This window comes from Klebsiella sp. Sb-30 (assembly GCF_057652795.1).
Genome location: NZ_CM172749.1, coordinates 30,771 through 54,701, shown reverse-complemented (window position 1 = coordinate 54,701; position 23,931 = coordinate 30,771). Strand labels below are relative to the sequence as shown.

Annotated in this window: 21 protein-coding genes; 8 read left to right on the top strand and 13 right to left on the bottom strand. The window is 53.8% G+C overall.

Translation table 11 applies throughout. The annotated features are described in order from the left end of the window. Nucleotides 1–5: 5 nt before the first annotated feature. A complete protein-coding gene (phnX, locus tag AC236I_RS00245; protein ID WP_015585479.1) occupies nucleotides 6–815 on the top strand; it encodes a phosphonoacetaldehyde hydrolase in 810 nt (269 codons plus the stop codon). 74 nt (nucleotides 816–889) lie between these two features. On the opposite strand, the gene nepI is transcribed toward phnX, so the two are convergent. From nepI to AC236I_RS00230, 3 genes are all read right to left on the bottom strand, one after another. After that, the gene (gene nepI / locus AC236I_RS00240) at nucleotides 890–2,071 is read right to left on the bottom strand and encodes a purine ribonucleoside efflux pump NepI (RefSeq protein ID WP_054828988.1); all 1,182 of its coding nucleotides are present in this window, start codon (nucleotides 2,069–2,071) and stop codon (nucleotides 890–892) included. 153 nt (nucleotides 2,072–2,224) lie between these two features. After that, nucleotides 2,225–2,746 (bottom strand): SRPBCC family protein, encoded by a 522-nt coding sequence (locus AC236I_RS00235; RefSeq protein WP_015585477.1) that lies wholly within the window; start codon nucleotides 2,744–2,746, stop codon nucleotides 2,225–2,227. A gap of 114 nt (nucleotides 2,747–2,860) precedes the next feature. Continuing rightward, nucleotides 2,861–3,313, bottom strand: coding sequence for a DUF1198 family protein (locus tag AC236I_RS00230; protein WP_004869077.1), 453 nt, complete (start codon nucleotides 3,311–3,313; stop codon nucleotides 2,861–2,863). A 105-nt stretch (nucleotides 3,314–3,418) separates the two neighbouring features. Between AC236I_RS00230 and AC236I_RS00225 the strand changes: the two genes are divergently transcribed. The 6 genes from AC236I_RS00225 to AC236I_RS00200 all read left to right on the top strand — a co-directional run bounded on the left by AC236I_RS00225 (nucleotide 3,419) and on the right by AC236I_RS00200 (nucleotide 12,044). After that, complete coding sequence (locus AC236I_RS00225; protein ID WP_004869080.1) at nucleotides 3,419–4,321, top strand: LysR family transcriptional regulator; 903 nt, start codon at nucleotides 3,419–3,421, stop codon at nucleotides 4,319–4,321. Nucleotides 4,322–4,655: 334 nt separating this feature from the next. Further along, nucleotides 4,656–6,002: a histidine-histamine antiporter gene (gene hdcC / locus AC236I_RS00220; RefSeq protein ID WP_004869082.1), complete on the top strand. Its 1,347-nt coding sequence runs from the start codon at nucleotides 4,656–4,658 to the stop codon at nucleotides 6,000–6,002. Between the two features lie 37 nt (nucleotides 6,003–6,039). Then, on the top strand, nucleotides 6,040–7,176 hold the full coding sequence (locus AC236I_RS00215) for a histidine decarboxylase (protein ID WP_004869084.1): 1,137 nt from the start codon (nucleotides 6,040–6,042) through the stop codon (nucleotides 7,174–7,176). Between the two features lie 254 nt (nucleotides 7,177–7,430). Continuing rightward, nucleotides 7,431–8,783, top strand: a complete 1,353-nt coding sequence (locus tag AC236I_RS00210) for an amino acid permease (RefSeq protein WP_099844459.1) — start codon at nucleotides 7,431–7,433, stop codon at nucleotides 8,781–8,783. Continuing rightward, nucleotides 8,780–10,048 (top strand): histidine--tRNA ligase, encoded by a 1,269-nt coding sequence (gene hisS / locus AC236I_RS00205; RefSeq protein WP_004869089.1) that lies wholly within the window; start codon nucleotides 8,780–8,782, stop codon nucleotides 10,046–10,048. Before AC236I_RS00210 ends, hisS begins: the two co-directional genes overlap by 4 nt. A gap of 157 nt (nucleotides 10,049–10,205) precedes the next feature. Beyond that, on the top strand, nucleotides 10,206–12,044 hold the full coding sequence (locus tag AC236I_RS00200) for an ATP phosphoribosyltransferase regulatory subunit (RefSeq protein ID WP_487608662.1): 1,839 nt from the start codon (nucleotides 10,206–10,208) through the stop codon (nucleotides 12,042–12,044). A gap of 48 nt (nucleotides 12,045–12,092) precedes the next feature. On the opposite strand, the gene uhpT is transcribed toward AC236I_RS00200, so the two are convergent. From uhpT to rbsK, 7 genes are all read right to left on the bottom strand, one after another. Then, entirely contained in the window at nucleotides 12,093–13,484 is a 1,392-nt protein-coding gene (uhpT, locus tag AC236I_RS00195; RefSeq protein WP_004869094.1) for a hexose-6-phosphate:phosphate antiporter UhpT, read from the bottom strand. A gap of 141 nt (nucleotides 13,485–13,625) precedes the next feature. Next, a complete protein-coding gene (gene uhpC, locus AC236I_RS00190) occupies nucleotides 13,626–14,954 on the bottom strand; it encodes an MFS transporter (protein ID WP_004869097.1) in 1,329 nt (442 codons plus the stop codon). Between the two features lie 9 nt (nucleotides 14,955–14,963). Then, complete coding sequence (uhpB, locus tag AC236I_RS00185) at nucleotides 14,964–16,445, bottom strand: signal transduction histidine-protein kinase/phosphatase UhpB (protein WP_487608839.1); 1,482 nt, start codon at nucleotides 16,443–16,445, stop codon at nucleotides 14,964–14,966. 17 nt (nucleotides 16,446–16,462) lie between these two features. Beyond that, nucleotides 16,463–17,056, bottom strand: a complete 594-nt coding sequence (gene uhpA / locus AC236I_RS00180) for a response regulator transcription factor UhpA (protein ID WP_004869100.1) — start codon at nucleotides 17,054–17,056, stop codon at nucleotides 16,463–16,465. 82 nt (nucleotides 17,057–17,138) lie between these two features. Next, nucleotides 17,139–18,152 carry an aldose 1-epimerase family protein gene (locus AC236I_RS00175; protein WP_004869102.1) on the bottom strand — a complete coding sequence of 338 codons (1,014 nt, stop codon included), beginning with the start codon at nucleotides 18,150–18,152 and terminating at the stop codon, nucleotides 17,139–17,141. An 11-nt stretch (nucleotides 18,153–18,163) separates the two neighbouring features. Beyond that, the gene (fucP, locus tag AC236I_RS00170; protein WP_004869104.1) at nucleotides 18,164–19,480 is read right to left on the bottom strand and encodes an L-fucose:H+ symporter permease; all 1,317 of its coding nucleotides are present in this window, start codon (nucleotides 19,478–19,480) and stop codon (nucleotides 18,164–18,166) included. Between the two features lie 27 nt (nucleotides 19,481–19,507). Then, a complete protein-coding gene (gene rbsK / locus AC236I_RS00165; RefSeq protein ID WP_004869105.1) occupies nucleotides 19,508–20,428 on the bottom strand; it encodes a ribokinase in 921 nt (306 codons plus the stop codon). A 336-nt stretch (nucleotides 20,429–20,764) separates the two neighbouring features. Here rbsK and AC236I_RS00160 point away from each other — a divergent pair, with 336 nt between their 5' ends. Continuing rightward, on the top strand, nucleotides 20,765–21,556 hold the full coding sequence (locus tag AC236I_RS00160; protein ID WP_004869108.1) for a DeoR family transcriptional regulator: 792 nt from the start codon (nucleotides 20,765–20,767) through the stop codon (nucleotides 21,554–21,556). 148 nt (nucleotides 21,557–21,704) lie between these two features. Here the strand turns inward: AC236I_RS00160 and ilvN are convergent, their stop codons facing one another. The 3 genes from ilvN to ivbL form a co-directional block, all read right to left on the bottom strand. Next, entirely contained in the window at nucleotides 21,705–21,995 is a 291-nt protein-coding gene (gene ilvN, locus AC236I_RS00155) for an acetolactate synthase small subunit (protein ID WP_004869110.1), read from the bottom strand. A 3-nt stretch (nucleotides 21,996–21,998) separates the two neighbouring features. Then, nucleotides 21,999–23,687: an acetolactate synthase large subunit gene (ilvB, locus tag AC236I_RS00150; protein ID WP_004869111.1), complete on the bottom strand. Its 1,689-nt coding sequence runs from the start codon at nucleotides 23,685–23,687 to the stop codon at nucleotides 21,999–22,001. A gap of 101 nt (nucleotides 23,688–23,788) precedes the next feature. Beyond that, the gene (gene ivbL, locus AC236I_RS00145) at nucleotides 23,789–23,884 is read right to left on the bottom strand and encodes an ilvB operon leader peptide IvbL (protein ID WP_004869113.1); all 96 of its coding nucleotides are present in this window, start codon (nucleotides 23,882–23,884) and stop codon (nucleotides 23,789–23,791) included. Between the last annotated feature and the right edge of the window lie 47 nt (nucleotides 23,885–23,931).

Here is a 23,931-nt window from a genome sequence, read left to right as displayed (position 1 = left end):
CCGCCATGAACCGTATTACCGCACTGATCCTTGACTGGGCTGGCACCACCGTGGATTTCGGCTCATTTGCGCCGACGCAAATTTTCGTCGAGGCCTTTCATCAGGCATTTGATGTTGATATCACCCTGGCAGAAGCCCGCGTACCGATGGGGCTCGGCAAGTGGCAACATATTGAAGCGCTGGGTAAATTACCTTCCGTGGATGCCCGCTGGCAGGCGAAATTTGGCCGGGCGATGACCGCGGCTGATATTGATGCGATTTACGCCGCGTTTATGCCGCTGCAAATCGCCAAAGTTGTCGACTTTTCTGCACCGATTGCCGGGGTTGTTGAGACGATTTCCGCACTGCGTGCTGAAGGGCTGAAAGTGGGTTCCTGTTCAGGCTACCCGCGCCCGGTGATGGAGAAGCTGGTGCCCGCCGCCGCCGCCCAGGGCTATGCGCCGGACTACTGGGTCGCCACCGACGACCTCGCGGCCGGCGGCCGTCCAGGCCCGTGGATGGCGTTGCAAAACGTCATTGCTCTGGGTATTGATGCCGTCGCTCACTGTGTGAAGGTGGACGATGCTGCTCCAGGGATTACCGAAGGGCTGAACGCCGGCATGTGGAGCGTCGGCCTGGCGGTGTCCGGCAACGAGTTTGGCGCCACCTGGGAAGAATATCAGGCAATGACGACGGCAGAGATCGCCACCCGCCGCGAGAGTGCAGCAAGCAAGCTGTATGCCGCGGGAGCGCATTATGTGGTTGATACGCTGGCCGACCTGCCGGAAGTAATTGCCGATATTAACGCCCGTCTGGCAAAAGGCGAACGCCCATAGATTTCACTGCCTGTTCCCGGGCGGCGTCATACGCACCCTGCCCGGGTTGCCTCGTCCGTGAAACGCAGTCCCGACTACACCCGGACTTTGACAGCCACCAGCAGGCCGGTCAACAGCATCAACGCGCCGGAAATCACCAGCGGCGATAGCAGGCCAAGATGATCCAGCGCCACGCCACCTACCGCCGCACCGCAGGTATTGGCCAGCTGAATGACCGCCACCTGGATCGATCCGGCCTTCTCCGCCTGGTCGGAGAGCGAGCGGGTGATCCACGTTGACCACCCAACCGGAATCAATGCAAAAGCAAAGCCCCAGATTATCGCCACCGCCGATGCCACCACCTGACTTTCCCCCCACAGCACCAGCACCGTCGCACTTGTCGCCAGTACCAGCGGAGCAGCCGTTAAGGCCGCCTTCACCGAGCGCCTGAGGATGACCGACGACAGCGAGGTACCGATAAAGCTGGCAATACCGAAGCTCAGCAAGACTAACGTCAGGCCATCAACATCAAAACCGGCGAGGGTCATATAGACCGGACGAATATAGGTAAAGAAGGCAAACTGCCCGGCAAAGGCCATAAAGATGGCGCACATCCCGGCCATCACGCCGGGGCGTTTCAGCAGGCCGAACATATTTTGCTGTTGATGCGGCGCTTCGCCGGGTAAAGAGGGCAGCACCTTCAGTACCCAAAGCGTACAGAGTACGCCCATCACCGCCGCCGCATTAAAGACGTTACGCCAGCCGATAACGCCGCCCAGAAAGCTACCCAGCGGCGCGGCAATCACCAGCGCAATCGACACCGCGCCAAAGATAACCGATAGCGCTTTTGGCACCACTCGCATCGGGACAAGGCGCATCGTCAGCGAGGCGGACATCGCCCAGAAGCCGCCCAGCGCCAGCCCGAGACAGGCTCGGCCCACCAGCAGCAGCGCAAAGCTATTGGCGAAAGAGACCAGCAGACAGGATACCGTCAGCAGAACCGAGAAGAGAATCACCACATAGCGGCGATCGGTACTGCGAATCATGGAGGTGATAAACAGGCTGGCGAACATCGCCACAAACGCCGTGGTGGTGACCGACTGGCCGGCCAGCCCTTCAGAGATCCCCAGATCCTGGGCCATCGGCGTCAGCAAACTCACCGGTAAAAACTCAACGGTAATCAGGCAGGCCACGCAGAAGGCCACCGCGAAGACCGCCGACCAGTTTGGCCGCGCGTGTTCGCTGGCATGTTGTTTGGCTTCATTCAGAGGAGTCATCAGTTACCTGCAAGGTTGAATGGCGGAAAAGCTGCGCAGTGTAACATTTTGTGTGTGACTAATTTAACGTTTTGACAACTTCAAACTTGATTATTGTGGCTGATGAGGTGGCGAGCCGGTCAGACGAGGCTCGCCAACGCTCAGACGGCAGCATCAAGCGCGCAGCGCTTTTCTCGCCGCCGTGGCCAGGCCGCAAATCCACTCCTGGTGACCATTGATCATCGGGTTCGGTAGCGTCTGCGCCAGGGTCCGTGCCGGTACGCCTTTTTGCGACTCCTGAGTCAGAATGCGCACGCGATTGCCGGGTAAGTCTTCGAACAGCCAGGCATGAATCACGTCCAGACGCGTGGTTTCATCGCCTTCTGCCCAGCCGTGCCAGGCGATGCGCGCCGCCTGCCCGGCCACCGGCGGAACATATTCGGTGACCTGCGCTTCAATCGGGAAGCCAAAAGTGGCGAACCGGAAGCGGGCGTTGGCGCTCAGCATCGGTCCGCTACCATCATGAAAACGGATATCGGCCACGTTACTGTAATAGGTTGGCCACAGCGTGGTGTCGTTGAGCTGCGCCCAGACATCTGCCGCCGTCAGGCCGCTGACGATGATTTCGTTGGAGGCGAAGTTATCGGTGGTACCGGGCAGGTATGCTTCCGGCCAGACGATGGCGCTTTGTTGCATTGACTGTGTCATAAAAGACCTCGTAACTATGTGATTTCACGAGATCTATCATCTGTCCGGAAGTGATATAAATCTAATCACCATCATTGATGGTGATTATCACGTACCGTGATATCAATGCAGCCAGTGCACGCCGTCTTCGGGTAAAAACAGCGCGTTATAGCGCTGCTGGAGGGCGACAATCTCGCTCAGATCCGGGTCCAGCTCGCGCAGAAATCCTTGTGCCAGACGGATCTGCGCATCGGTAATTGGCGCGGCCAGGCGGGCCTTTTGCATCAGACGATACCAGTAGTGCAGGTTCTGTTCACCGCTATCCACGATTCCCACCTGCCAGATCAACAGGACCTGGGCGGCGTTTTGCAGATGCGCCTCATTGGGGCGCTCAAGGTAATGAAGGTACTCATTTCCGGCGGTTTTTCCCAGCTGATCGATCATTGACTCCAGCGGCACCGGGGTAATGGCTAACCGTTCGCTCAGGCGGCGAATAGCACGGCGTGAATCAGAGGTAAGCACCCGAAAACCGACAACAAATACAACCACCAGCGTGGCTAATCCTAACCAGATCATGCTTCCTCTCAATCTACCGCAGCCCCACTATCATAATGGGAATTTGCGCGCTGTCGACTCCCCGGCATACCATAATGTGACTTATCGCCGCTGCGGACCTTCATCATGAAATCTGATATCAGAAACCTCGATCTGAATCTGCTGAAAGCGCTGGATGCCCTGCTCGATGAACGCAGCGTTACCCGGGCTGCGACGCGGCTTTCCCTGACGCAGCCGGCGGTCAGCGGCATGCTTACCCGGCTGCGGGAAGCCTTTAACGACCCGCTGTTTATCCGCGCCCCACACGGTATGGTGCCGACTCTGCGCGCGCAGGCGCTGGCTTCGCCGGTTAAGCAGCTGCTGGCGGATGCCGAAGCGCTGCTCTATCCGGCCACCTTCGACCCTCTACAGGCGGATTTTACCTGGACAATGGCGGCGACCGACTACGCGCTCAAAGCGGCGATCGTGCCGTTTATCGCCGCGCTGAAAACACGGGCGCCGGGCATTCGCGTTCGCGTTATTCCGGACTCTCCGCAGATGCTCTTTGCCCAGACCGAGCGGGGTGATGTCGATATTGCACTGCTGACGCCTCATTCCACGCCGCCCGATCTCCACAGCCGGACGCTGTATCAGGAAGAGTACGTGTGCCTGATGCGGGCAGACCATCCGCTGGCCGCCGCGCCGTTAACCCTCGATCTTTTCTGCTCGCTGGAACATGTGCTGGTCTCCTGGCAAGGCGATAGCTTTCGTGGCGTAACCGATGAGGCGCTGGCGGCGCTGGGACGTTCGCGGCGAGTGGGGCTGTCGGTGAGTAGTTTTCTGGTGCTGCCCGAGATTCTGGCGATCAGCGACATGATAGCCGTGGTGCCGCGCCGGCTGGCGAAGATGGCCGACGGGATGCGCATCGCCCCGCCGCCGCTGACAATACCCGGATTTAGCAAAAGCATGGCCTGGCATGAACGTAGCCATCGCGACCCGGCGCAACAGTGGCTGAGGGAGCTGTTGTTCAGGACTAACCAGCAAAAGTAAATAAACAGATTAAAAAGAAACAAAATAAACCACAAACAGGCACATGAACGCATATTATTTAACACAACCGTTGCTTCAGCCCTTTTATCTGTTCATGTCGCAGCGGCGCCTTAGCATTATAAAACCGCGGCACAAATAGTTTAAATAAAAGGGGACAGAGTCAATTGCGCCACAATTGAACAAATAACCACCAGATCTTCAGCGTTTAATAATCTACTTAATACTCATTTTTGACCCCCATCACAAAAACAGCACCTTCTCGTTGATAAAAATACCCCCGACTTCAGTACGAACTTTCACTTATCGTAAAATTCAAAATTAATAGGAAACCATTATGGGAACAGTTAGCTCAGGCTCTGCTCATAAAATGGGAGTCATTGCCCTGACATTAGTGACCGCATCGAATATGATGGGGTCAGGTGTATTTATGTTACCAACTAATTTAGCAGGCATTGGTTCTATCTCAATATGGGGATGGGTATTTACCATTATCGGTGTTATTGCCCTCGCATTAGTGTTTGCTAAAACCAGTCTCATTACACCACGAACCGGAGGGATCGTTGCTTATGCCAGCGATGCTTTTGGGCCATTTATCGGATTTCAAACTACCATCTGTTACTGGATAAGCGCCTGGGTTGGTAATGTTGCCTTACTGGTTGCTGGCGTTGGATATCTAAGTTTCTTTTTCCCTGAATTAAAAAACCCGGTCTATGGCTGTATCGCTGCCATTATTATTTTGTGGGCATTTGTATTCCTTGCGAGTTTCGGTGCCAGGGTCGCCGGTCGGGCACAGTCCTTCACCGCAACCTGTGGCCTTGTCGTTATTTTAGGCGTGGGCCTGGTGGGTTGGTTCTGGTTTAACCCAGAAATGTATTCCGAAGTTTATAATGCGACCGGGCGCAGTAATTCCTCCGCAATTATTTCTGCATCCTCGATTGCTCTCTGGGGATTCTTAGGAATTGAATCTGCTGTCGTCTCAACAGGGCAAGTTGAAAATCCTGAGCGTACCGTACCTCGTGCGACGGTAATGGGACTGCTTATCGCCTCTGTATGTTATGTCGGGAGTTGCACCGTCATCATGGGCCTGGTTCCGCATCATGTTCTGATCACCTCGGCTGCGCCATTCGCAGACGCCGCGCGCTACATGTTCGGTAATATGGCGGGTAACATTGCCTCCGCCTTGAGTATTATTGCCTGCTTCGGCTCAATCTCGGGTTGGCTCATTTTGCAGTCAGAAGGGCCACGTGCAGGTGCTCAGCAAGGCCTGTTCCCGAAATTTTTCTCTGACACCAATAAACAGGATGTCCCGATGAAAAGTCTTATTTTCACCGGTATTCTGATGAGCATTGTATTACTGCTTACCGCCTCACCAAACCTCGCCAAGCAGTTTGAAGTCATTATCTTAATGTCAGTATTCGCTTCTTTGCTCCCGTATATGTATGCATTGATCTCCTTACCGATCATTCTCGTATCAAAGAAAATGAACCGCGGCAGCACCTTTATGTTTTACTGCACGCTTGTCGTCATTGGCATGATCTACTGTATTTTCGCCTTACTGGGGTCAGGTAGCGATTCCATGTTCTGGGGAATACTTATGATGATGGTGACTATTCCTTTATTTTCTTTCGTGGCTGCAGGAAAAAGCAAAAAAGGCCAAACCACTCTCTATTTAGACAAGTAAATCCAGATATATAAATAAGAACACCAAGGAGTTTAAAATGACATTATCCATTAGCGATCAAAATAAACTTGATTCTTTCTGGTCATATTGTGTAAAAAACCAATATTTTAATATCGGATATCCTGAATCGGCAGATTTTGATTACACCATCCTTGAACGTTTCATGCGCTTCTCAATCAACAACTGTGGTGACTGGGGGGAATACTGCAACTACTTATTAAACTCCTTTGATTTTGAAAAAGAGGTCATGGAGTATTTCGCCCAGCTATTTAAAATCCCATTTGAAGAAAGCTGGGGGTATGTGACCAATGGCGGTACCGAAGGCAATATGTTTGGCTGCTATCTGGGTCGGGAGATTTTCCCCAACGGTACACTATACTACTCGAAAGATACCCATTACTCTGTGGCAAAAATCGTCAAGCTGTTGCGCATAAAATCGACGCTTGTTGAATCGCAGCCCAATGGTGAGATGGATTATGCCGATTTAATCAAAAAAATAAAACGCGACAATGAAAAGCACCCCATTATTTTTGCAAATATCGGGACTACCGTTCGCGGAGCTATTGATAATATTGCCATCATTCAGCAATCAATTAGCGAACTGGGCATTGAGCGCAAAGATTATTATCTTCACGCTGACGCGGCGCTGAGCGGAATGATCTTACCTTTTGTGGATAATCCACAGCCGTTTAACTTCGCAGATGGCATTGATTCCATTGGTGTTTCCGGACACAAAATGATTGGCTCACCGATTCCTTGCGGCATTGTTGTTGCTAAAAAGAAAAATGTCGATCGGATCTCTGTAGAGATTGATTATATTTCTGCTCACGATAAAACCATTTCAGGTTCGCGTAACGGTCATACCCCACTCATGATGTGGGAGGCAATTCGTAGCCATTCATGGGAGGAGTGGCGGCGTCGCATCGAACGCAGCCTGAATATGGCGCAATATGCCGTTGACCGTTTTCAGTCCGCGGGAATTGATGCCTGGCGCAACAAAAACTCCATCACCGTCGTCTTCCCTTGCCCATCAGAGGCCGTCTGGAAGAAACACTGTCTTGCTACATCTGGCGATATTGCCCACCTCATCGCCACCGCGCACCACCTTGATTCCAGCAAAATTGATGCACTGATTGATGACGTGATCGCCGACCTGAAAAAACAGGCCGCATAGTAAAAGGGCAGTGATAATCACTCACTGCCCTCCAGGACAGACGTCACCGATGCCGAGACCAATCAATATCGGTGCGTCCTTCAGGCTCTGTTTCTACGGAGCCTTAATTCAGATTACCGCTTTGTCGATATGTTGTAACGACAAAATTGTGCCTGAGACATTCGCCGGGGAGACATCAGACTCCGCTGCGACTGTTTTTCATCATCCACCTAATGGGGACTGGCATGAGTAAATGCTGCGCGAGAACCAATCAGATGGGCCTGCTTGCCCTGACCGTGATGACAGCATCAAATATGATGGGAAGCGGGGTCTTTATGCTGCCCGCCACACTCGCACGTATCGGTGCGATTTCCGCGTGGGGATGGGGGGTCGCTTTTTTAGCCATTACTGCACTGGCACTCATCTTTTGCAAAATGAGTGAGTTATTTCCACGAAATGGGGGAATTATTGCCAGTATAACGGCGAGTTTTGGCCCTTTCGTTGGCCTGCAAATGACCCTGTTTTACTGGCTTTCAACGTGGATTGGCAATTGCGCCTTGCTACTTGCCGGCGTGGGCTATCTCTCCTATTTCTTCCCCGCACTGCATAACCCCCTCTACGGCACCAGCGCTTGTATTATCTTGTTATGGCTCTCTGTCCTGTGGGGATTAAGAGGTGCAAAGCTGGTGGGATACGCTCAGCTGTTTACCGGTGGGTGCATGGTGGTGGTCATCCTGAGCATCGGTATGCTGGGCTGGTGGCATTTTGATGCCGGGCGTTATCAGATGAGCTGGAATGTCAGTAACCATAGCGACCTGCAGGCCATTATCAACGCCGCCACGATATCGTTATGGGGATTCCTCGGTATTGAATCGGCATCAGTCTCTTTTGGGCAGGTAAAAAATCCCCGTCGCACCGTCCCTCTGGCGACCTTACTGGGCTTAGCCATTGCGGGGTTATGCTATGCCACATCCACCAATGTCATGATGGGCATACTGCCACATGATGTTCTGGTGAATTCATCCTCCCCCTTTGCCGACAGCGCTGCCGCGATGTGGGGGAAAGTCGCCGGCTCTCTGATTTCCGCTATGGTGGTTATCGCCTGTCTTGGCGCAATGCCTGGCTGGCAAATTCTCCAGACAGAAGTCCCCAGAGCCGCCGCAGAGGATGGACTTTTACCGGATTTTTTTGCCCGAATAAACCGTCATGGTGTTCCGTGGGCAGGGCTCGTTTTCACTGCATCTTTGATGACCCTGCTCCTGCTGCTAACGCTGTCACCTGATTTACAAAGCCAGTTCAAAACCATTATTACCCTGGCCATCTCCGCCAGCCTTCTACCCTACGCTTTCGCTGCCATTTCACTCCCGGTAATGATGGTCATCAATCGCCAGAAGAAACATACAAACTTCTATTGCTACTGCTGCCTCAGCTTCGTTGCGCTTTGTTTCATCACATTAGCCCTTATGACAGAAAGTTCGGCAACGGTGGTGTGGGGAATCGTTTTACAGCTGGCCACTCTCCCTCTTTATCTTTTCTACATTGCCAGGCGTCATCGTCAAAAAAATGACGTCTCAGAAACACGCCCAACAAAACCCTCTTTTTCTAATTTAAGTAAGGAGTTGTCATGAACAAGATCCAGGCTATACGAGGTATGAGAGACGTTCTTCCCGATGAAACCCCCATGTGGCAGTGGCTGGAAAGAAAGCTCCACCATATGGCATTTCGTTACGGATATCAGGAGATGCGGTTGCCACTGCTCGAACCCGTGACGCTGTTCGAACGAGCGGTGGGTGAGGCGACTGATATCGTTTCAAAAGAAATGTATGATTTCACAGATAAAAGTGGTGAACATATCACTCTTAGACCTGAAGGAACCAGCGGCTGTATGCGTGCCGTGCTGGAAAACAATATGTGTTACAACAAGTCACAGCGCTTGTGGTATCAAGGACCGATGTTTCGCTATGAGCGCCCGCAAAAAGGCCGCTTGCGCCAGTTTACACAATTTGGCATCGAAGCATTCGGCATGTCCGGCGCCGACGTGGATGCCGAGCTCATTTTTATGGTTCGGGATCTCTTTGAAGATTTAAATATTACTCAGAACGTCCGCCTTGAAATAAACTCCCTCGGCACCTCCGCAGAACGGCAGGCGCACCGCGAAGAGCTGGTCAAATGGTTCACTCAGCATGCCGCTATGCTCGATGAAGATAGCGTGAAACGTCTTGCCATCAACCCCTTACGTATTCTCGACAGTAAAAATCCTGACCTTCAGAACGTTATTGAACATGCTCCACGTCTGCTTGATTTTTTAGGTGAAGAGTCTCGCCAGCATTTTGATACCCTACGGACGATTTTGGATAATGCAGGAATTACCTATCAAATTAACCCCCGCCTGGTACGCGGCTTAGATTATTACTCTCGGACGGTCTTCGAATGGGTTACTGATGATTTAGGGTCTCAGGGTACCGTTTGTGGTGGTGGCCGCTACGATGGCCTCGCAGAACTGTTTAGCGGCAAGAAACTTCCCGCATGTGGTTTTGCCATCGGTATCGAACGCTTACTCTTGCTGCTACAAACCGTTTGTGACGGCCAGAACCCACAATGGCAATCGGCACCTGATATTGCTATTACCAGCGAGCTAAATGATGGTGGTATCCGCGCACAGATGCTGGCTTGTCAGTTACGCAGAGACCTGCCTGGTTTAAACGTATTGACTGATTGCAGCGGCGCGAAATTAAAGCGGCAACATCAAAATGCGCTTAAAAGTGGTTGCCAATACATTCTTACAATTAATTATGACGAGAATCTTCGGCTGTGGAATTTGCAAAATAATCAGCAAGAATCCATGAGTATAGAGCAGGTAAAATTACAGATTTCAGAAATTAGTCACAAATAAAAAAGTGAGCTATCAAACTACCCTTGTCGTTTTTTGGTAGCTCCTGTAAGATCTTCAAATATGGGAGTGAGAATGATTAACATTAAGACAATCATAATAAAACAAACATCCTGCCTCCCTCCTTATATTATCAATCACTAAATTAAGTAATTTAACTATGCCGCGAAAAAACAGATTATTCATTGATGGCATCCCTCATCTTGTAAAACTGTCAGGGCATAATGATGAGGTTATATTTAAAGATGACGAAGACATTAGCAATCTTTATCATTGCGTTGATAATGCATTAGCTATTTACAGCATAAAACTACATGCATATTCATTGTCGTTGCAAAAAATAACATTGCTCCTTTCTGCCCCGGACAAAGAAAGCCTGGGACGTTTCATGCAGCACCTTGGGAAAGGTTACGCGCATGATTTCAACCACCGACATCAGCGGCATGGCACGCTGTGGGATAGCCGTTATGATTGCAGCCCGGTCGAACCCAATGCGTATTTTTTACTCGTTAAAAAATATATTGAATGTCACTGCACTGATGAGTTTTCCCATCACAGCTCTGCCGATGCGCCGCAGCAACGAATTACACCTCATGACGAGTATTTACGTCTGGGTGAAAATGCATTACAACGTCGCAATATTTATCAACAGTTTTGCCTCGGCAGCATGAGTCCGGCAATAATAACGCGGATTGAATCTGCATTAACCCAAAATTGCCTGCTGGCTACCACCGCATACTCTAAATCACTTGAGGAAAAACTCCAACGGAATTTACGTCCGCGGAAAATAGGCCGCCCCAGGAAACATGACCACAATCCCGCAGCAACCTGGGAGTGGCTAGAAAAAAAAGCAGAATACCTGTTGCGCCAGTATTGTTATCACGAAATACGAACCCCGTTGCTGGAAAAACTTGAGGAAGATTTAACTCAGTCTTTTTGTTCTGACTCCGGCGAGCTTTTATTAAATCATCAGGCATTACTTCGCGGTGATGGCACCATGGGGTGCTTACGGCTACTGTCACAGCATCGAAATTTGCAAACTGAAACAAGAGTCTGGTATCAGGGGACCATGTTTCGTCGTCAGCATCAGCAAAATATTAGCCAGTTTCACCAGCTGGGTGTTGAGACCTTCGGCTATTCCGATATTGGCATTGAAATCGAACTTATTTCCCTGCAGTACGATTTTTTTAAATCTCTTCAGTTATTACCGTTCATCGACCTCAAAGTTAACACTACCGGAAATCAGGAAGAGTTTGCGCATTTTCGTCATGCCCTACAACAATACTACCGTCCTTTCGCCGCCCTGTTGAACGCCCAACAACTTAACTGGCTCAACACCCGTCCGGAACGTTTATTAACGGATAAAGACAGTTTAATGCAGCGTCTTGCGGAACCGTCTCCTCAATTAGAGTCATGGATATCAGCCCGCTCACGTCAGCGATTCACCCGGCTCTGTGACACCCTGACGGCCTTGCATATCCCGTTTACTCACGACCGCAAACTTTTCCCCGTGAATAACTACAATGATCTTATTTTTGAGTGGCACTCTGACGCCCCGTATCGCCATCAATTGTTATGCCGGGGAGGACGCTATGATCATACTGCCAGCCAGCTGATTGGCCACCCTGTGTCCGCCTGTGGGTTTGCTTTTATGCTGGAACCCATCATGCATCTGCTCAGCAGTACCAAAAAAGTTAACTTACCCGGCAAGCATATTGATCTGGTGATTATTCCATGTCAGGAAAGAGCCCGCAGCGTGGCATTGACCCTGAGCCGGCGCTTACGCCGCAGTTTTCCACATTTAAGCATTCTGAATGATTGTTCTTCTTTACGGCTCGCAACCAGACAAAAAAATGCCCAGCGTCAGGGCGCGCGCTTTATTTTACTTATTGATGGCAATGAGACCGAAGTGACATTTTACGACGAAGAAAATCATGATTGGGTACAAATTTCACTCAACGATGTCGTCGCCCATTTGAGTCATTCACTGATGATGTAATAAAAAAGCCCGGCATAAATGCCGGGCAACGTTACCCATACGTATCACTCAGGCATTCTGCAAAACGGGTTTCTTTTTCTCGCGACGAATTTTACGTTCTTCAAAGACCGCGACGATAGCCATCAGGCAGATACAGCCGATAGCTGCCGCATCCAGCGCCGCAAAGGTACCCGCCCAGCCGGTCAGGCCAAAGACCGGCGTGCCGTCGGCAATCATTCCCAGCCCCAGTTTGGCAAAGCTGTCGCCGATCAGGTAAGCAAAGGTGCCTTTGATACCGTCCGCCGCACCGATAGCTTTTTTCGGGACGAACCCTACCGCCGCAACGCCGATCAGCAGCTGCGGGCCAAAGACCAGGAAGCCTAAGGCAAACAGCGACATCAAATAGACATACTGGTTGCTGGCATGCTGGTAAACGCCAAGGGTTGCGATAATTAACGCCAGCGCGATACAGGCCACCAGCGCACGACGGCCGTTCGCCAGATCCGACAGCCAGCCCCACAGCAGCGTTCCGACCAGCGCGCCCACTTCAAACAGGGTAAAGCCCTGAATCGCCACCTCTTTGGAGAGCTTCAGCTCCTGGAAGGCATAGACCGTCGACCACTGATCGATACCGATGCGCACCACATAGAGGAAGATGTTGGAGAAGCACAGCAGCCAGATGACTTTGTTTTTCAGGACATACTCGACGAAAATCTGCCATTTGGTCATGGCGTTCTCTTCCGTCTCTTTGTCCTCTTCACTGATCTCTTCGCCGAACAGCTCTTCGGCATTGCCGAGGCCGTAGGATTCCGGAGAGTCGCTACCAAAACGCAGACCGATAAAACCGACAATCAGCGCAATAATCGACGGGAAGATGAACATGCCGATAACGTGGCCGTCGAACAAATAGTTCGCGCCGAACAGCGCCACGCCCGCAGCGCCCGCGCCGCCAAGGTTGTGAGAGATATTCCAGAAGCCGAGGAAGGTGCCGCGCTTACGACGTGGCGTCCATTTGGTAATGGTTGAATAGCTACACGAACCGCCGGTGCTCTGGAAGAAACCGCTCAGCGCATAGAAGGCGATCATCAGGAACAGACTGGTTGAACCGGCCCCCATACTGGCGCTAAAGCCGAGCATACAGATGGCGGAGAGGATCAGCATAAACGGCAGGAACTGCTTGGTATTTTTCCCGTCCGCGTAGTAGGACACCAGCGTTTTACCCACGCCGTAGGTGATCGAGAAGCCCAGGCCAATCATCCCCAGCTGGGTCATGCTCAACCCGTAGGTGGAGATCATGTCGTTCTGGGCGATGTTAAAGTTTTTGCGGATCAGATACATCGTCAGGTAGCCGATAAAGACCACCAGATAGGACTGCATGAACGGTTTGAACCACATTTTACGCCGCACATCGAGCGGCAGATCCAGGGTCGGCTTGCGCACCTGGTTTAGAAAGGCCAGCATAGGACACTCCGGGCTAATTTTTATACCTGAGAATGGCAGGCATTGTAAAAAGCCGCGCGGAGACTGGCCTGAGACAGTGTCCCGGCGGAACCGGGAAAATTTCTTAGTTTTGCCCCACTCGGGGTAAAAAGGAGAGGCAGGTCACGCTTCGCTGGCGGTTCTTGGCGCCTGAGCGTTTAAAAACGGCAGCAGCAGCAGCGCAGAAATGCCGGCAGCAATAGCAATCGCCACGAAAAAGCCGCTCCAGTGCCAGATTTCCATTACCTGCGCCAGCGGCCAGCCGGAAAGCGATGCCCCGAGATAGGCAAACAGTCCGACAAACCCGGTTGCCGCGCCCGCCGCTTCTTTGTGGGAACACTCCGCCGCCGCCATGCCAATCAGCATCTGAGGGCCAAACACAAAGAAACCGGTGGTAAAGAAGCAGGCCGCCTGCATCACATAGCTGGCAAAAGGCATCAGCCACAAACCGCCGACCGAGAGCAAAATGCCGGCGGCGAAAATCAGGTTCATCGGTCCACGGTTGCCGTTAAACAGCTTATCCGATCCCCAGCCTGCGACCAGCGCGCCAATAAAACCGCCCAGCTCGAACATCGTCACCGCCGAATTAGCGGTTACCAGGTCGACGCCCAGCGTCTCCGACATATACAGGTTGCCCCAGTCGTTAATCGCCGCCCGCACCACGTATACCAGTACGTAGCACAGCGACAGCAGCCAGATATAGGGATTCAGCAGCACGTATTTGGTGAGGATCTCTTTGCGCGTCAGCCCCGCCCCTTCCTGCTGCTGGGCAATCTCCAGCTCGTCATGCCGCCAGTCCCCCACCGCCGGCAGCCCCACGACCTGCGGCCGGTCGCGCAGTCGCCAGCAGAGGAACAGCCCGGCGAGAATCGCCAGCATCCCGGCAATCATCATCCCGGTACGCCAGCCGTAGTGTAGCGCCGCCGCGCCGACCACCATCGGAATCAGCGCCCCGCCGACGTTATGCGCGGTATTCCACAATGCCCACCAGCCGCCGCGCTCGGTTCGCGAATACCAGGCCGTCAGCAGACGGGCGCACACCGGCGACCCCCAGCCCTGGAAAAAGGCGTTCAGCGCCCACAGCAGAGCGAACGCCCATAGCGAGGTGGAGAAACCAAACAGAATATTGACCACGCCGGTGGCGATAAGGCCCAGCCCCATAAAATAACGGGCGTTGGAACGGTCGCTGACGATACCGGAGAAAAACTTCGACAGCCCGTAGGTGATGTAAAACAGCGTCGCCAGCAGGCCAATATCGCTGCGGGTCAGGACGTTGCTGGCGAGAATTTCCGGTACCGCGGCGTTAAAGCTTTTGCGCGTGAAATAAAACAGGGCATAGCCCAGCCAGATGGTCATCAGAATATGACGCCGCCAGTAGCGGTAGCGTTCATCCAGCGCCTGTTTATCGGCAACCGGCGCCGCATCGGGCGGGGATTTCAGAAAGCTCAGCATCATAACTCCTCAGACATAACGGCGCGGCAGGCTGACGCAGACCCGGGTGCCGTGCGTGCAGGAGATAGTGAGCGTGCCGCCCAGCGCCGTCACACGTTCGCGCATGCCGGTCAGGCCAAAGCCCTGCAGCCCGGTACCCGGCGGCAGCCCGCAGCCATCATCTTCAAGTACCAGCATCAACCGCTGACCCTGCTGCCAGCCCTGCAGCGTCACCGCGCTGGCGCTGGCATGCTTAACGATGTTATTCAGCCCTTCCTGGCAGACGCGAAACAGCGTCACGCGCTGGTTTTCGCTTAAGGCGGCCTCATCAATGCGCCAGTCGAGATGGCTGACTATCCCGCGATCTTCCAGCTCCATTTCGCGCATCAGCGAACGTACCGCCTGTTCAAGGGTCAGATCGTCGAGCTGACGCGGGCGCAGACGACCCAGCAGCCGACGAACCGAGTCGTAAACCCCCAGCGAGAGCTGCTCAATAAGCTGGCCGCTCTGTTTCACGCCGCCGTTTTCCGGCGCCAGACGCTGCACAATCCCGGCCTGGGTGCGAATCGCGGTGATCGTCTGGCCGATGTCATCATGCAGTTCGCGCGCGACGTCCCGGCGCACGCTCTCTTCCGTTTCCAGCAGCCGCTCCGCCAACCGCCGGTTGCGCGCCAGTTCGCTTTGCAGCGACTGGTTCAGCTCGCGCAGACGCTGAATACCGGCGCCCAACAGCAGCCCGGTCAGGCTCTGCGCCAGCAGTGAGAGCAGCAAATCCACCGGGTGATCGTGCCAGGTCTGGCTGGCGATTAACGCGATAGCGTTCATTAGCGCGGCGATCAGCGCCCCCTGCCAGCCGTAATGCCAGGCTAAAGCGATAATCGGCAGCGCCAGGCAGAAAGGGGTGAAACGCGAGAGTTCGGCGGGCAGTCCCAGCTGTAGCCAGAGGCTGACGGTAAACAGCAGCAGATACCAGATAAGATGCCGCCCTCGCCAGTTGATCGGCTGTGAAACCAGCGATGGCCCCAGCGGTCGCCAGACGGTGCTGGTGAGATAGTGCCAGATAACCAGGCAGGTCGGGGCCAGCGTCAGACCGCCGGTTAACGTCAGCAGCAGCGCGTTCAGTCCGTCGCTCCCTTCGCTCATCCACGGCAGCGATTGCAGCAGCGCGGCGGCAATCAGCGCCCCGCCCTGACGCAGCAATGTGAGCCAGTCGCGCTGGTGACGATAGCGTGAAATGAGCGCCACCGGCAGCAGCGCCAGCACACTACCGATCATCAATATTATCGGATGCGCCAGCGCCACTTCCTGCGCCAGCCAGAAGATCAGCAGCCATTCAGCGCCCAGTAACACCGGCCAGTAGCCGCGCGGACACTGAAGCATCAAACCCAGCCGCAGGCCAAAAGGGAACAGCAGGACGGCAAGATCCGGTCGTTCGACCAGGTGCAGGCTGATGCTCCACAGGCAGAACCACGCGGCGGAGAAAATACAGAAGCAGCCGGCCACCGAAAGCAGCCGGGAGAGGAACGGTCTCATTGCCAGCTATCGAACATACGCCGCGCCAGCTCAACATCGTTGCTGACGCCCAGCTTTTCCAGCAGATTCGCGCGATGCACATGTACGGTTTTTGGCGATAATGCCAGCTCGGCGGCGATCTCTTTTACCGCCATCCCCTGCGCCAGCTTTTCCGCCACCTGCCGTTCGCGGCGGGTGAGCGGATCCTGGCGGCCTGCCGCCAGCTTCATGGCGATATCCGGCGTCAGGTAACAGCCGCCGGCCGCCACCGTTCTGACCGCGGCGATCAGCTCATCCGGGCTACAGCGTTTGGAGAGAAAACCGCGGGCGCCGGCATTCAACGCCTGTTCCACCAGCGCCGGGCTGTCGTGAACAGAGAGCATGATGGTCGCCATGCCTTTCGGCAGCTGACTGAGCAGCTCAAGTCCTGACATATCCGGCATCGAGATATCACAAATACAGACCTGTACGCCGCGCCCGGGGAGTCCCGTCAAGGCTTCGCGGGCGGAACCGAATTCGGCAACCACCTGGAAATCGGCTTCCAGCCCCAGCAGCTGCGCAAATCCGGAGCGGACGATAAGATGATCGTCGATAAGGGCAATGGTGGTCATGACGTGTCCTGGCGGGTTAAAAAACGCGCTTACCTTAACGATAAGCACGTTGTTGTTCAAGCCTTGCGCAGGATTATCCGCCTCAGGCGATACCGGTGGTCACCGTGAAGCTCCGGGTTTGCTGCGGCGCCAGCGAAATCAGACTGCCATTACGCTGAGCCGCGAGGAATCCCTCGGGCCGACAGGTGGCGGGCAGCGCGAAGGCGGCAACCTGCTGATCGCCGTTATAGAGGATCCAGCGGGTAACATAATTGAACTCAGTGCTGGAGAACCGCGTGACAAACGTGGTGCCATCCGGCGCTATCATGCGAAATTCCGGGCTGTCGGTGTAGCGATCCAGCTTATCGGCAAAAAAGACGATTTCCGGATCGTAATATTGCGGCTCACATAACGTGGTCAGCGAGGCCTCGCCTTGCAGGAGACGCTGATTGAACGCCAGCCACGATTCCGTCGGCTGTACATGGGCCGGTACCGACTCGCGCAGCGAGAGCGCTTCATCCGGGATATTCTGGCTGAAGGTCGCCTGGGCTACGTAGGCATAGTTCATATGGCACATGTACTGCAGCGGCATGGCGACAGAGGCAAGATTGGTCACCGTCATCTGGATATCAAACAGCGCGCTGGCTCGCCGTAAGGCCACCGTCGGCCGCGCCTCATAGTGATGACCAAAGCCCATCACGTATTCGTAGCGCCCCGCCACGCGCAGGCAGTCGGCCTCCAGTTCAAGCCAGGCTTCATCCATGGCCGCGCAGGCCATTTCACCATGCAGCGGGTGGGTATCCTGCGGCGACGGACAGCCGTTCGCCAACAGTCCTGAGTGGAAAGCAAAACAGCCATAGGTGGCCACCACCTCCGCTGCCGGCTTCGGTTCGCTGAACATATTACGCATGGTCAGATCGTGGCCGTCAAACTCGGCATCCCAGATCATTTGCCCAAGCCAAGGCAAAATCACCAGATAGCCGCGCGCATTTTCCACCCGCAGCCCCTCTACGCCGCTGGCATAGCGAAAAGCCGTTACCGTGAAGTCATCATTCGCCAGCAGCGTGCGCGGTTGCTCGCTAAAGAGCTGGCGCCATAAAGGTAAGCGTGTCGTCATGATCGTTCTCCTCAGGATGCCGTCGCTTCAGTCAGCGCACGGCGGACTTTGCATTCACGCCAGAAATAGACGCCGACGTAGATGAAGCACAGCATCGGTACCAGGAAAGAGACCTGCAGCGAGTGGAACATATCCGCCACGAAGCCCTGAATCGCTGGGACGACGGCAGCACCAATAATCGCCATCACAATCACCGCACCGGCCATTTCAGTATGTTCGTTATCCACCGTATCAAGCGTACCGGCATAGATGGTTGCCCAGCACGGCCCGAACAGCACGCTCACCAGCACCGCCACGTAGACCGCGCTAAAGCTCGGCGCCAGCGCCACGTACGCAAGGAACAGTGCGCCGATAACCGAGTAGAGAATCAGCACTTTTTCCGGCGTGAAGCGGGTCATTAAAATGTTGGCGATAAACTTGCCAATAAAGAAGCAGGCAAAGCTATAGACCATAAACGTTGAGGCATCGCGCTCGTTGATATCACCCAGTTCCAGCGCAAGGCGAATGGTGAACGACCAGACGGTGACCTGCATACCGACATACAGGAACTGGGCGGCAATTCCGCGACGAAAACGTGCGTTGGTGGCCAGGTAGCGCAGCGTGTCGGCTGCCGACGGGCGTTTATGGTTCGCCGTCTGCGCAACTTTACAGGTCGGGAAGCGCGTCAGCAGGAACAGCACCATAACCACCACCAGTACCATGATCATGTACTTGTAAGGCTCAAGGGTGTTTTCCAGCATCAGAACTTTAAAATTATGAATCTGCTCGGCATTCATCCCGGCCATCTGTTTTTCCAGACTTTCGCCATCGGAAAAGACCAGATATTTACCCAGCAAAATACCGGCTGCCGCGCCAATCGGATAAAAGGTCTGGCTGATGTTCAGGCGCAGCGTGGCATGGCTTTTCGGGCCGATCATCGAACTGTAGGTGTTCGCTGCCGTCTCGAGAAAGCTCAGGCCGATGGCGATCGCGAAAATCGCGGCCAGGAACATGGTGTAGGTTGCCATGTGCGAAGCCGGGAAAAAGAGCGTACAGCCGACGATATAAAGCGTCAGCCCCGTGAGAATAGCGACCTTATAGCTGGTGTTTTTAATCACTAACGACGCCGGAATCGCAATTAAAAAATAACCGCCATAAAATGCGCTCTGGACCAACGCGGAGGCAAAGTTACTTAATGCAAATACGCTTTTAAACTGCGTAATTAAAATATCATTTAAGGCCGCAGCACATCCCCATAACGGGAATAAGCAGGATAACAAAATAAACTGGAACAGAGGCGTTTTGTTCAGATAGCCGTCAGGCATCTGAATGATGTTTTTATCGTTCATAGTGCTACCTTTTACAGTGCAGGGTGATTATTCGTTTAACGACAGATATTCATTAAACTGCTCGATACTGGGATAAGACGATTGCGTGCCTTTGCCGGTGACGCTGAAGGCGGCAAAGAGAGCGGCTTTTTTCATGGCGGATTCAACATCTCCGCTCTGGACGTAATAGTGAGCAAAGCAACCGATAAAGGCATCGCCTGCGCCGCTGGTATCTACCGCGCTGACTTTAAATGCCGGGACATGCACTTCCTGAGTGCGCGTCATCCACAGCGCGCCTTTCTCACCCATGGTCACAATAATATTATTGAGACCTTTTTCAACGAGGCTCCGGGCGGCGGCACGAATATTATCGTAAGTATCAACAGGCAGGCCGGTTAATATTTCCAGCTCGGTCTCATTGGGAACAAAGAAATCACATTTACAGGCATAAGACATATCTAATTCGCGCAGAGCCGGCGCTGGATTTAATAACACTTCAATGCCGTGCTTTTTACCAAATTCGATAGCGTGGTATACCGTTTCCAGCTGAACCTCAAGCTGTAAAACAATCAGCTGGCATTTTTTTAAATCCTCGGCGGCGCGATCGATATCTTCAGGAGAGAGGAACTTGTTGGCGCCTTTAATAATAAGAATGCTGTTGCTGGAGTTGGCATTCACAAAGATCGGCGCCACGCCGCTGCTGGTGCAGGGGACTTTCTCAACATAGGTGGTATTGATGCCCCAGGACTCAAGATTGCGAATCGTGTTATCCGCAAAGATGTCATCCCCTACCTTGGTCAACATCAGCACTTTCGAATTGAGCTTCGCGGCCGCAACGGCCTGGTTGGCCCCTTTTCCGCCGCAGCCAATTTTGAACGCCGGCGCCTCAAGGGTTTCCCCCTCTTTCGGCATCTGGTTGGTGTAGGTGATGAGATCCACCATGTTGGAGCCAATAACCGCGATATCCATTTTACTACCTCTCAGAAACAATCACACAACAATGATATTATCGTAACATTATCATGTTACTTTAGTACCATTTGTGACCATGATCGCGATTGCAGTATCATTACGTGTTTATTTATCATCCAGAAAAATGTGGGCAATCGAGAGAGGAAGAAAAATAAAAATCAAAAAACACAATATAACAAACTGAAAATAAACAGATTATTTTGACAAAAACGAGATCGAACGGACTTTTAATTCGCAAGGGGCCGCAGTATAGTAATGTGAATGCATAATGTTTCAGCAGGGACAAAAATGTTACCAAAGGAACATTTGCCAAATGAATTGCGGAGAGTGTGAATGGAGACCAAGCAAAAAGAACGTATACGTCGTCTGATGGAACTGCTGAAGAAAACCGACCGAATCCATCTTAAAGACGCCGCGCGTATGCTGGAAGTCTCTGTGATGACGATTCGCCGGGATCTCAGCCAGGAAAACGACGAACCGCTGCCGCTCACGCTGCTAGGCGGCTACGTGGTGATGGTCAACAAACCCTCATCGCCTTCCGTTACGCCAGCGCTGGCGACAAAACCGGCCCATCATCGCGACGATCTGCCCATTGCCATCCTCGCCGCCGGCCTGGTCAGCGAAAACGACCTGGTCTTTTTTGATAACGGCAGCGAAATGCCGCTGGTCATCAATATGATCCCCGATGACATTACCTTTACCGGCATTTGCTATTCACATCGGGTGTTTATGGCCTTAAATGAAAAGCCCAACGCCACCGCCATCTTATGCGGCGGCACCTATCGGGCGAAGAGCGATGCCTTCTACGATACCGGCAACCCCTCGGCGCTGGATTCACTCAATCCGCGGAAAGTGTTTATCTCCGCCAGCGGCGTTCACGAACATTTTGGCGTCAGCTGGTTTAACCCCGACGACCTCGCCACGAAACGTAAAGCGATGGATCGCGGCCTGCGAAAAATCCTGCTCGCGCGCTACGCGCTGTTCGACGATGTTGCGCCTGCCAGTATTGCGCCGCTGCCGGCATTTGATGTGCTGATCAGCGATCGTCCGTTACCGGCAGACTATGCCACGCACTGCCGGAACGGGTCGGTAAAAGTCATCACGCCGGACTCCGAAAGCGAATAACTTAGCGCCATCCCACCAGACGTAGATTGTTGCAGCCAGTCTGGACACGGACAGCGCGGAAAAACCAGAGCGTACACGCAGTACGTGATGATTTGGCGCACTGCCCAGGGCCAGAGTGGCACATCAAATAGCCTACCGGGCCAGGCTCTTACTCAAAGAAGACGGCAATTTTATTAAACATGGAAGGATCGGACTGGTTACGCGCCACCTTCTCTACGTCCTCCAGTTTTTCAATCTGACTGATCATCTGCCCCAGCCGCTGGTCATCATTCACCAGGAGCCAGATGCGGCTGTGGTTGCTGTTCTGAATCGGTAAACAGAGAATACCTTCCACGTTGAACGCGCGGCGGGCAAACAGGCCACAGACGTGGGTCATCACTCCCGGATGGTTGCGGACGGTGAGTTCCAGAATAACGTTGTCATGAGTCTGCTGTTGCATGGTTTATTCCCCCACCATTTCTGTATTTGCCGCTCCCGGCGGAACCATCGGATACACTTTTTCTTCCGCATCAATACGCACATGAATCAGCGCCGGACCGGGACGATCGATGATCGCCTGCAGCGCTGCCTGCGGGTCGGCTTCGTGATTTAAATCGCAGGTTTGCAGACCAAAGCCGGCGGCAATTTGCATAAAATTAATCATTCCGGGATAGGTCGCAGCAAATACCCCCTGCTGATAGAACAGGCTCTGTTGCTGATAGACCAGCCCCAGCGCTTCGTTATTCATCAGGATGATTTTCACATCCAGCTGGTTTTCAGCCGCGGTGGCCATCTCCTGAATGTTCATCATCAGGCTGCCGTCGCCGGAGAAGCAGATGACTTTGCGCTGTGGATTCGCCAGCGCCGCACCGACCGCTGCCGGCAGACCGAATCCCATGGTTCCCAGCCCACCGGAAGTCAGCCATTGGCGCGGGCGATTCAGCGGATAAGCCTGCGCAACCCACATCTGATGTTGACCGACGTCAGTGGTGACGATCGCTTCATCGTTAACGCAGGCGGCAACGGCGTTGATCAGGCCATAATGCGTGAGCGGGTCGCTCTCCTGCGGAATCGGGGAAGGAAACTCACGCTGCAGGTCCGCCACCAGCTGGCGCCACTCGTCGCGCGGCTGGGCGGCGACCTGCGGCGTCAGCTGCGCCAGAACGTCAGCCACATCCCCTTGAATCGCCACGTGCGGCTGCTTGATTTTACCCAGTTCGGAACGGTCGATATCGACGTGAATAATTTTCGCGTTCGGGCAGAACTGCTCGGTTTTACCAATCGCCCGGTCATCAAAACGCGCACCTAAAACAATCAGTAAATCCGCTTCTTGCAGAATAAAGTTAGTGCTACGCGCGCCGTGCATGCCCAGCATGCCCAGCGACAGCGGATGCGCCTTCGGCAGCATCCCCAGCGCCATCAGGGTCATCGTGGTAGGCAGGTTCGCTTTTTCCGCCAGCGCACGCACCTGCTCAGGCGCGTTAATCACGCCGCCGCCCAGATAAAGTACCGGGCGCTTAGCCGCATTGATCATGGCTGCCGCGTCGTGGACGCTGGCGCTGTCAAATGTCGGCGGTGCGGTGCGCGCCCCCGGCTCCGGTAACACCTCCAGCTCGATGGTCGCCGTCTGCACATCCTTAGGAATATCTATCCACACCGGACCCGGGCGGCCGGACTGGGCGATGCGAAAGGCGTCGCTCATCACCTGCGGCAGTTCAGCAATATCGCGGACCAGGTAGTTATGTTTGGTGATGGGGATAGAGATACCGTAGGTGTCGACTTCCTGGAACGCATCGGTCCCAATCATCGATGCCGGAACCTGGCCGGTAATGCACACCAGCGGAATCGAGTCCAGACGCGCATCGGCGATGGCGGTGATCAGGTTGGTGGCGCCCGGGCCGCTACAGGCCATACAGACCGCCGGTTTGCCCTCAGTACGCGCCATCCCCTGAGCGATAAAGCCCGCGCCCTGTTCGTGACGCGCCAGAACGTGGCGAATCTGCGTGCTTTGGCTTAATGCGTCATAGATGGGAAGGATAGAGCCGCCCGGGATGCCTGCAACGGTCGTAATCCCCTGGCGTTCCAGTAAATGAATAACTAACTGTGCGCCGGTAAAGCGCATTTTTTCTGATGTTGTGCCCGAACTTGCCATGCTCCAGTCCTTTTATTTTGAGCCGACTTACCGGGCGAGTGTCGAAAAAAAACCCCGCTCGGTTTGCGCCGGCGGGGTTTGGAATCGTGTTGTTCCGGACCCTACGGCGCATTGCCGACGACGACCACCACACGCACGACGACCACCGCGGCAGGCGCGGTTTTTAGTAGAGTCGAAGTCAGAATGGAAGCGTTCATTAGGGACCTGTTGTGTCGAAAATTTAACTGAATTTATACAAACACAG

What these genes read in the sequence shown, in the direction of transcription:
- phnX (WP_015585479.1), top strand. Translation starts at nt 6, where the DNA reads ATGAACCGTATTACCGCACTGATCCTTGACTGGGCTGGCACCACCGTG.
- nepI (WP_054828988.1), bottom strand. Translation starts at nt 2,071, where the DNA reads ATGACTCCTCTGAATGAAGCCAAACAACATGCCAGCGAACACGCGCGG.
- AC236I_RS00235 (WP_015585477.1), bottom strand. Translation starts at nt 2,746, where the DNA reads ATGCAACAAAGCGCCATCGTCTGGCCGGAAGCATACCTGCCCGGTACC.
- AC236I_RS00230 (WP_004869077.1), bottom strand. Translation starts at nt 3,313, where the DNA reads ATGATCTGGTTAGGATTAGCCACGCTGGTGGTTGTATTTGTTGTCGGT.
- AC236I_RS00225 (WP_004869080.1), top strand. Translation starts at nt 3,419, where the DNA reads ATGAAATCTGATATCAGAAACCTCGATCTGAATCTGCTGAAAGCGCTG.
- hdcC (WP_004869082.1), top strand. Translation starts at nt 4,656, where the DNA reads ATGGGAACAGTTAGCTCAGGCTCTGCTCATAAAATGGGAGTCATTGCC.
- AC236I_RS00215 (WP_004869084.1), top strand. Translation starts at nt 6,040, where the DNA reads ATGACATTATCCATTAGCGATCAAAATAAACTTGATTCTTTCTGGTCA.
- AC236I_RS00210 (WP_099844459.1), top strand. Translation starts at nt 7,431, where the DNA reads ATGGGCCTGCTTGCCCTGACCGTGATGACAGCATCAAATATGATGGGA.
- hisS (WP_004869089.1), top strand. Translation starts at nt 8,780, where the DNA reads ATGAACAAGATCCAGGCTATACGAGGTATGAGAGACGTTCTTCCCGAT.
- AC236I_RS00200 (WP_487608662.1), top strand. Translation starts at nt 10,206, where the DNA reads ATGCCGCGAAAAAACAGATTATTCATTGATGGCATCCCTCATCTTGTA.
- uhpT (WP_004869094.1), bottom strand. Translation starts at nt 13,484, where the DNA reads ATGCTGGCCTTTCTAAACCAGGTGCGCAAGCCGACCCTGGATCTGCCG.
- uhpC (WP_004869097.1), bottom strand. Translation starts at nt 14,954, where the DNA reads ATGCTGAGCTTTCTGAAATCCCCGCCCGATGCGGCGCCGGTTGCCGAT.
- uhpA (WP_004869100.1), bottom strand. Translation starts at nt 17,056, where the DNA reads ATGACCACCATTGCCCTTATCGACGATCATCTTATCGTCCGCTCCGGA.
- AC236I_RS00175 (WP_004869102.1), bottom strand. Translation starts at nt 18,152, where the DNA reads ATGACGACACGCTTACCTTTATGGCGCCAGCTCTTTAGCGAGCAACCG.
- fucP (WP_004869104.1), bottom strand. Translation starts at nt 19,480, where the DNA reads ATGAACGATAAAAACATCATTCAGATGCCTGACGGCTATCTGAACAAA.
- rbsK (WP_004869105.1), bottom strand. Translation starts at nt 20,428, where the DNA reads ATGGATATCGCGGTTATTGGCTCCAACATGGTGGATCTCATCACCTAC.
- AC236I_RS00160 (WP_004869108.1), top strand. Translation starts at nt 20,765, where the DNA reads ATGGAGACCAAGCAAAAAGAACGTATACGTCGTCTGATGGAACTGCTG.
- ilvN (WP_004869110.1), bottom strand. Translation starts at nt 21,995, where the DNA reads ATGCAACAGCAGACTCATGACAACGTTATTCTGGAACTCACCGTCCGC.
- ilvB (WP_004869111.1), bottom strand. Translation starts at nt 23,687, where the DNA reads ATGGCAAGTTCGGGCACAACATCAGAAAAAATGCGCTTTACCGGCGCA.
- ivbL (WP_004869113.1), bottom strand. Translation starts at nt 23,884, where the DNA reads ATGAACGCTTCCATTCTGACTTCGACTCTACTAAAAACCGCGCCTGCC.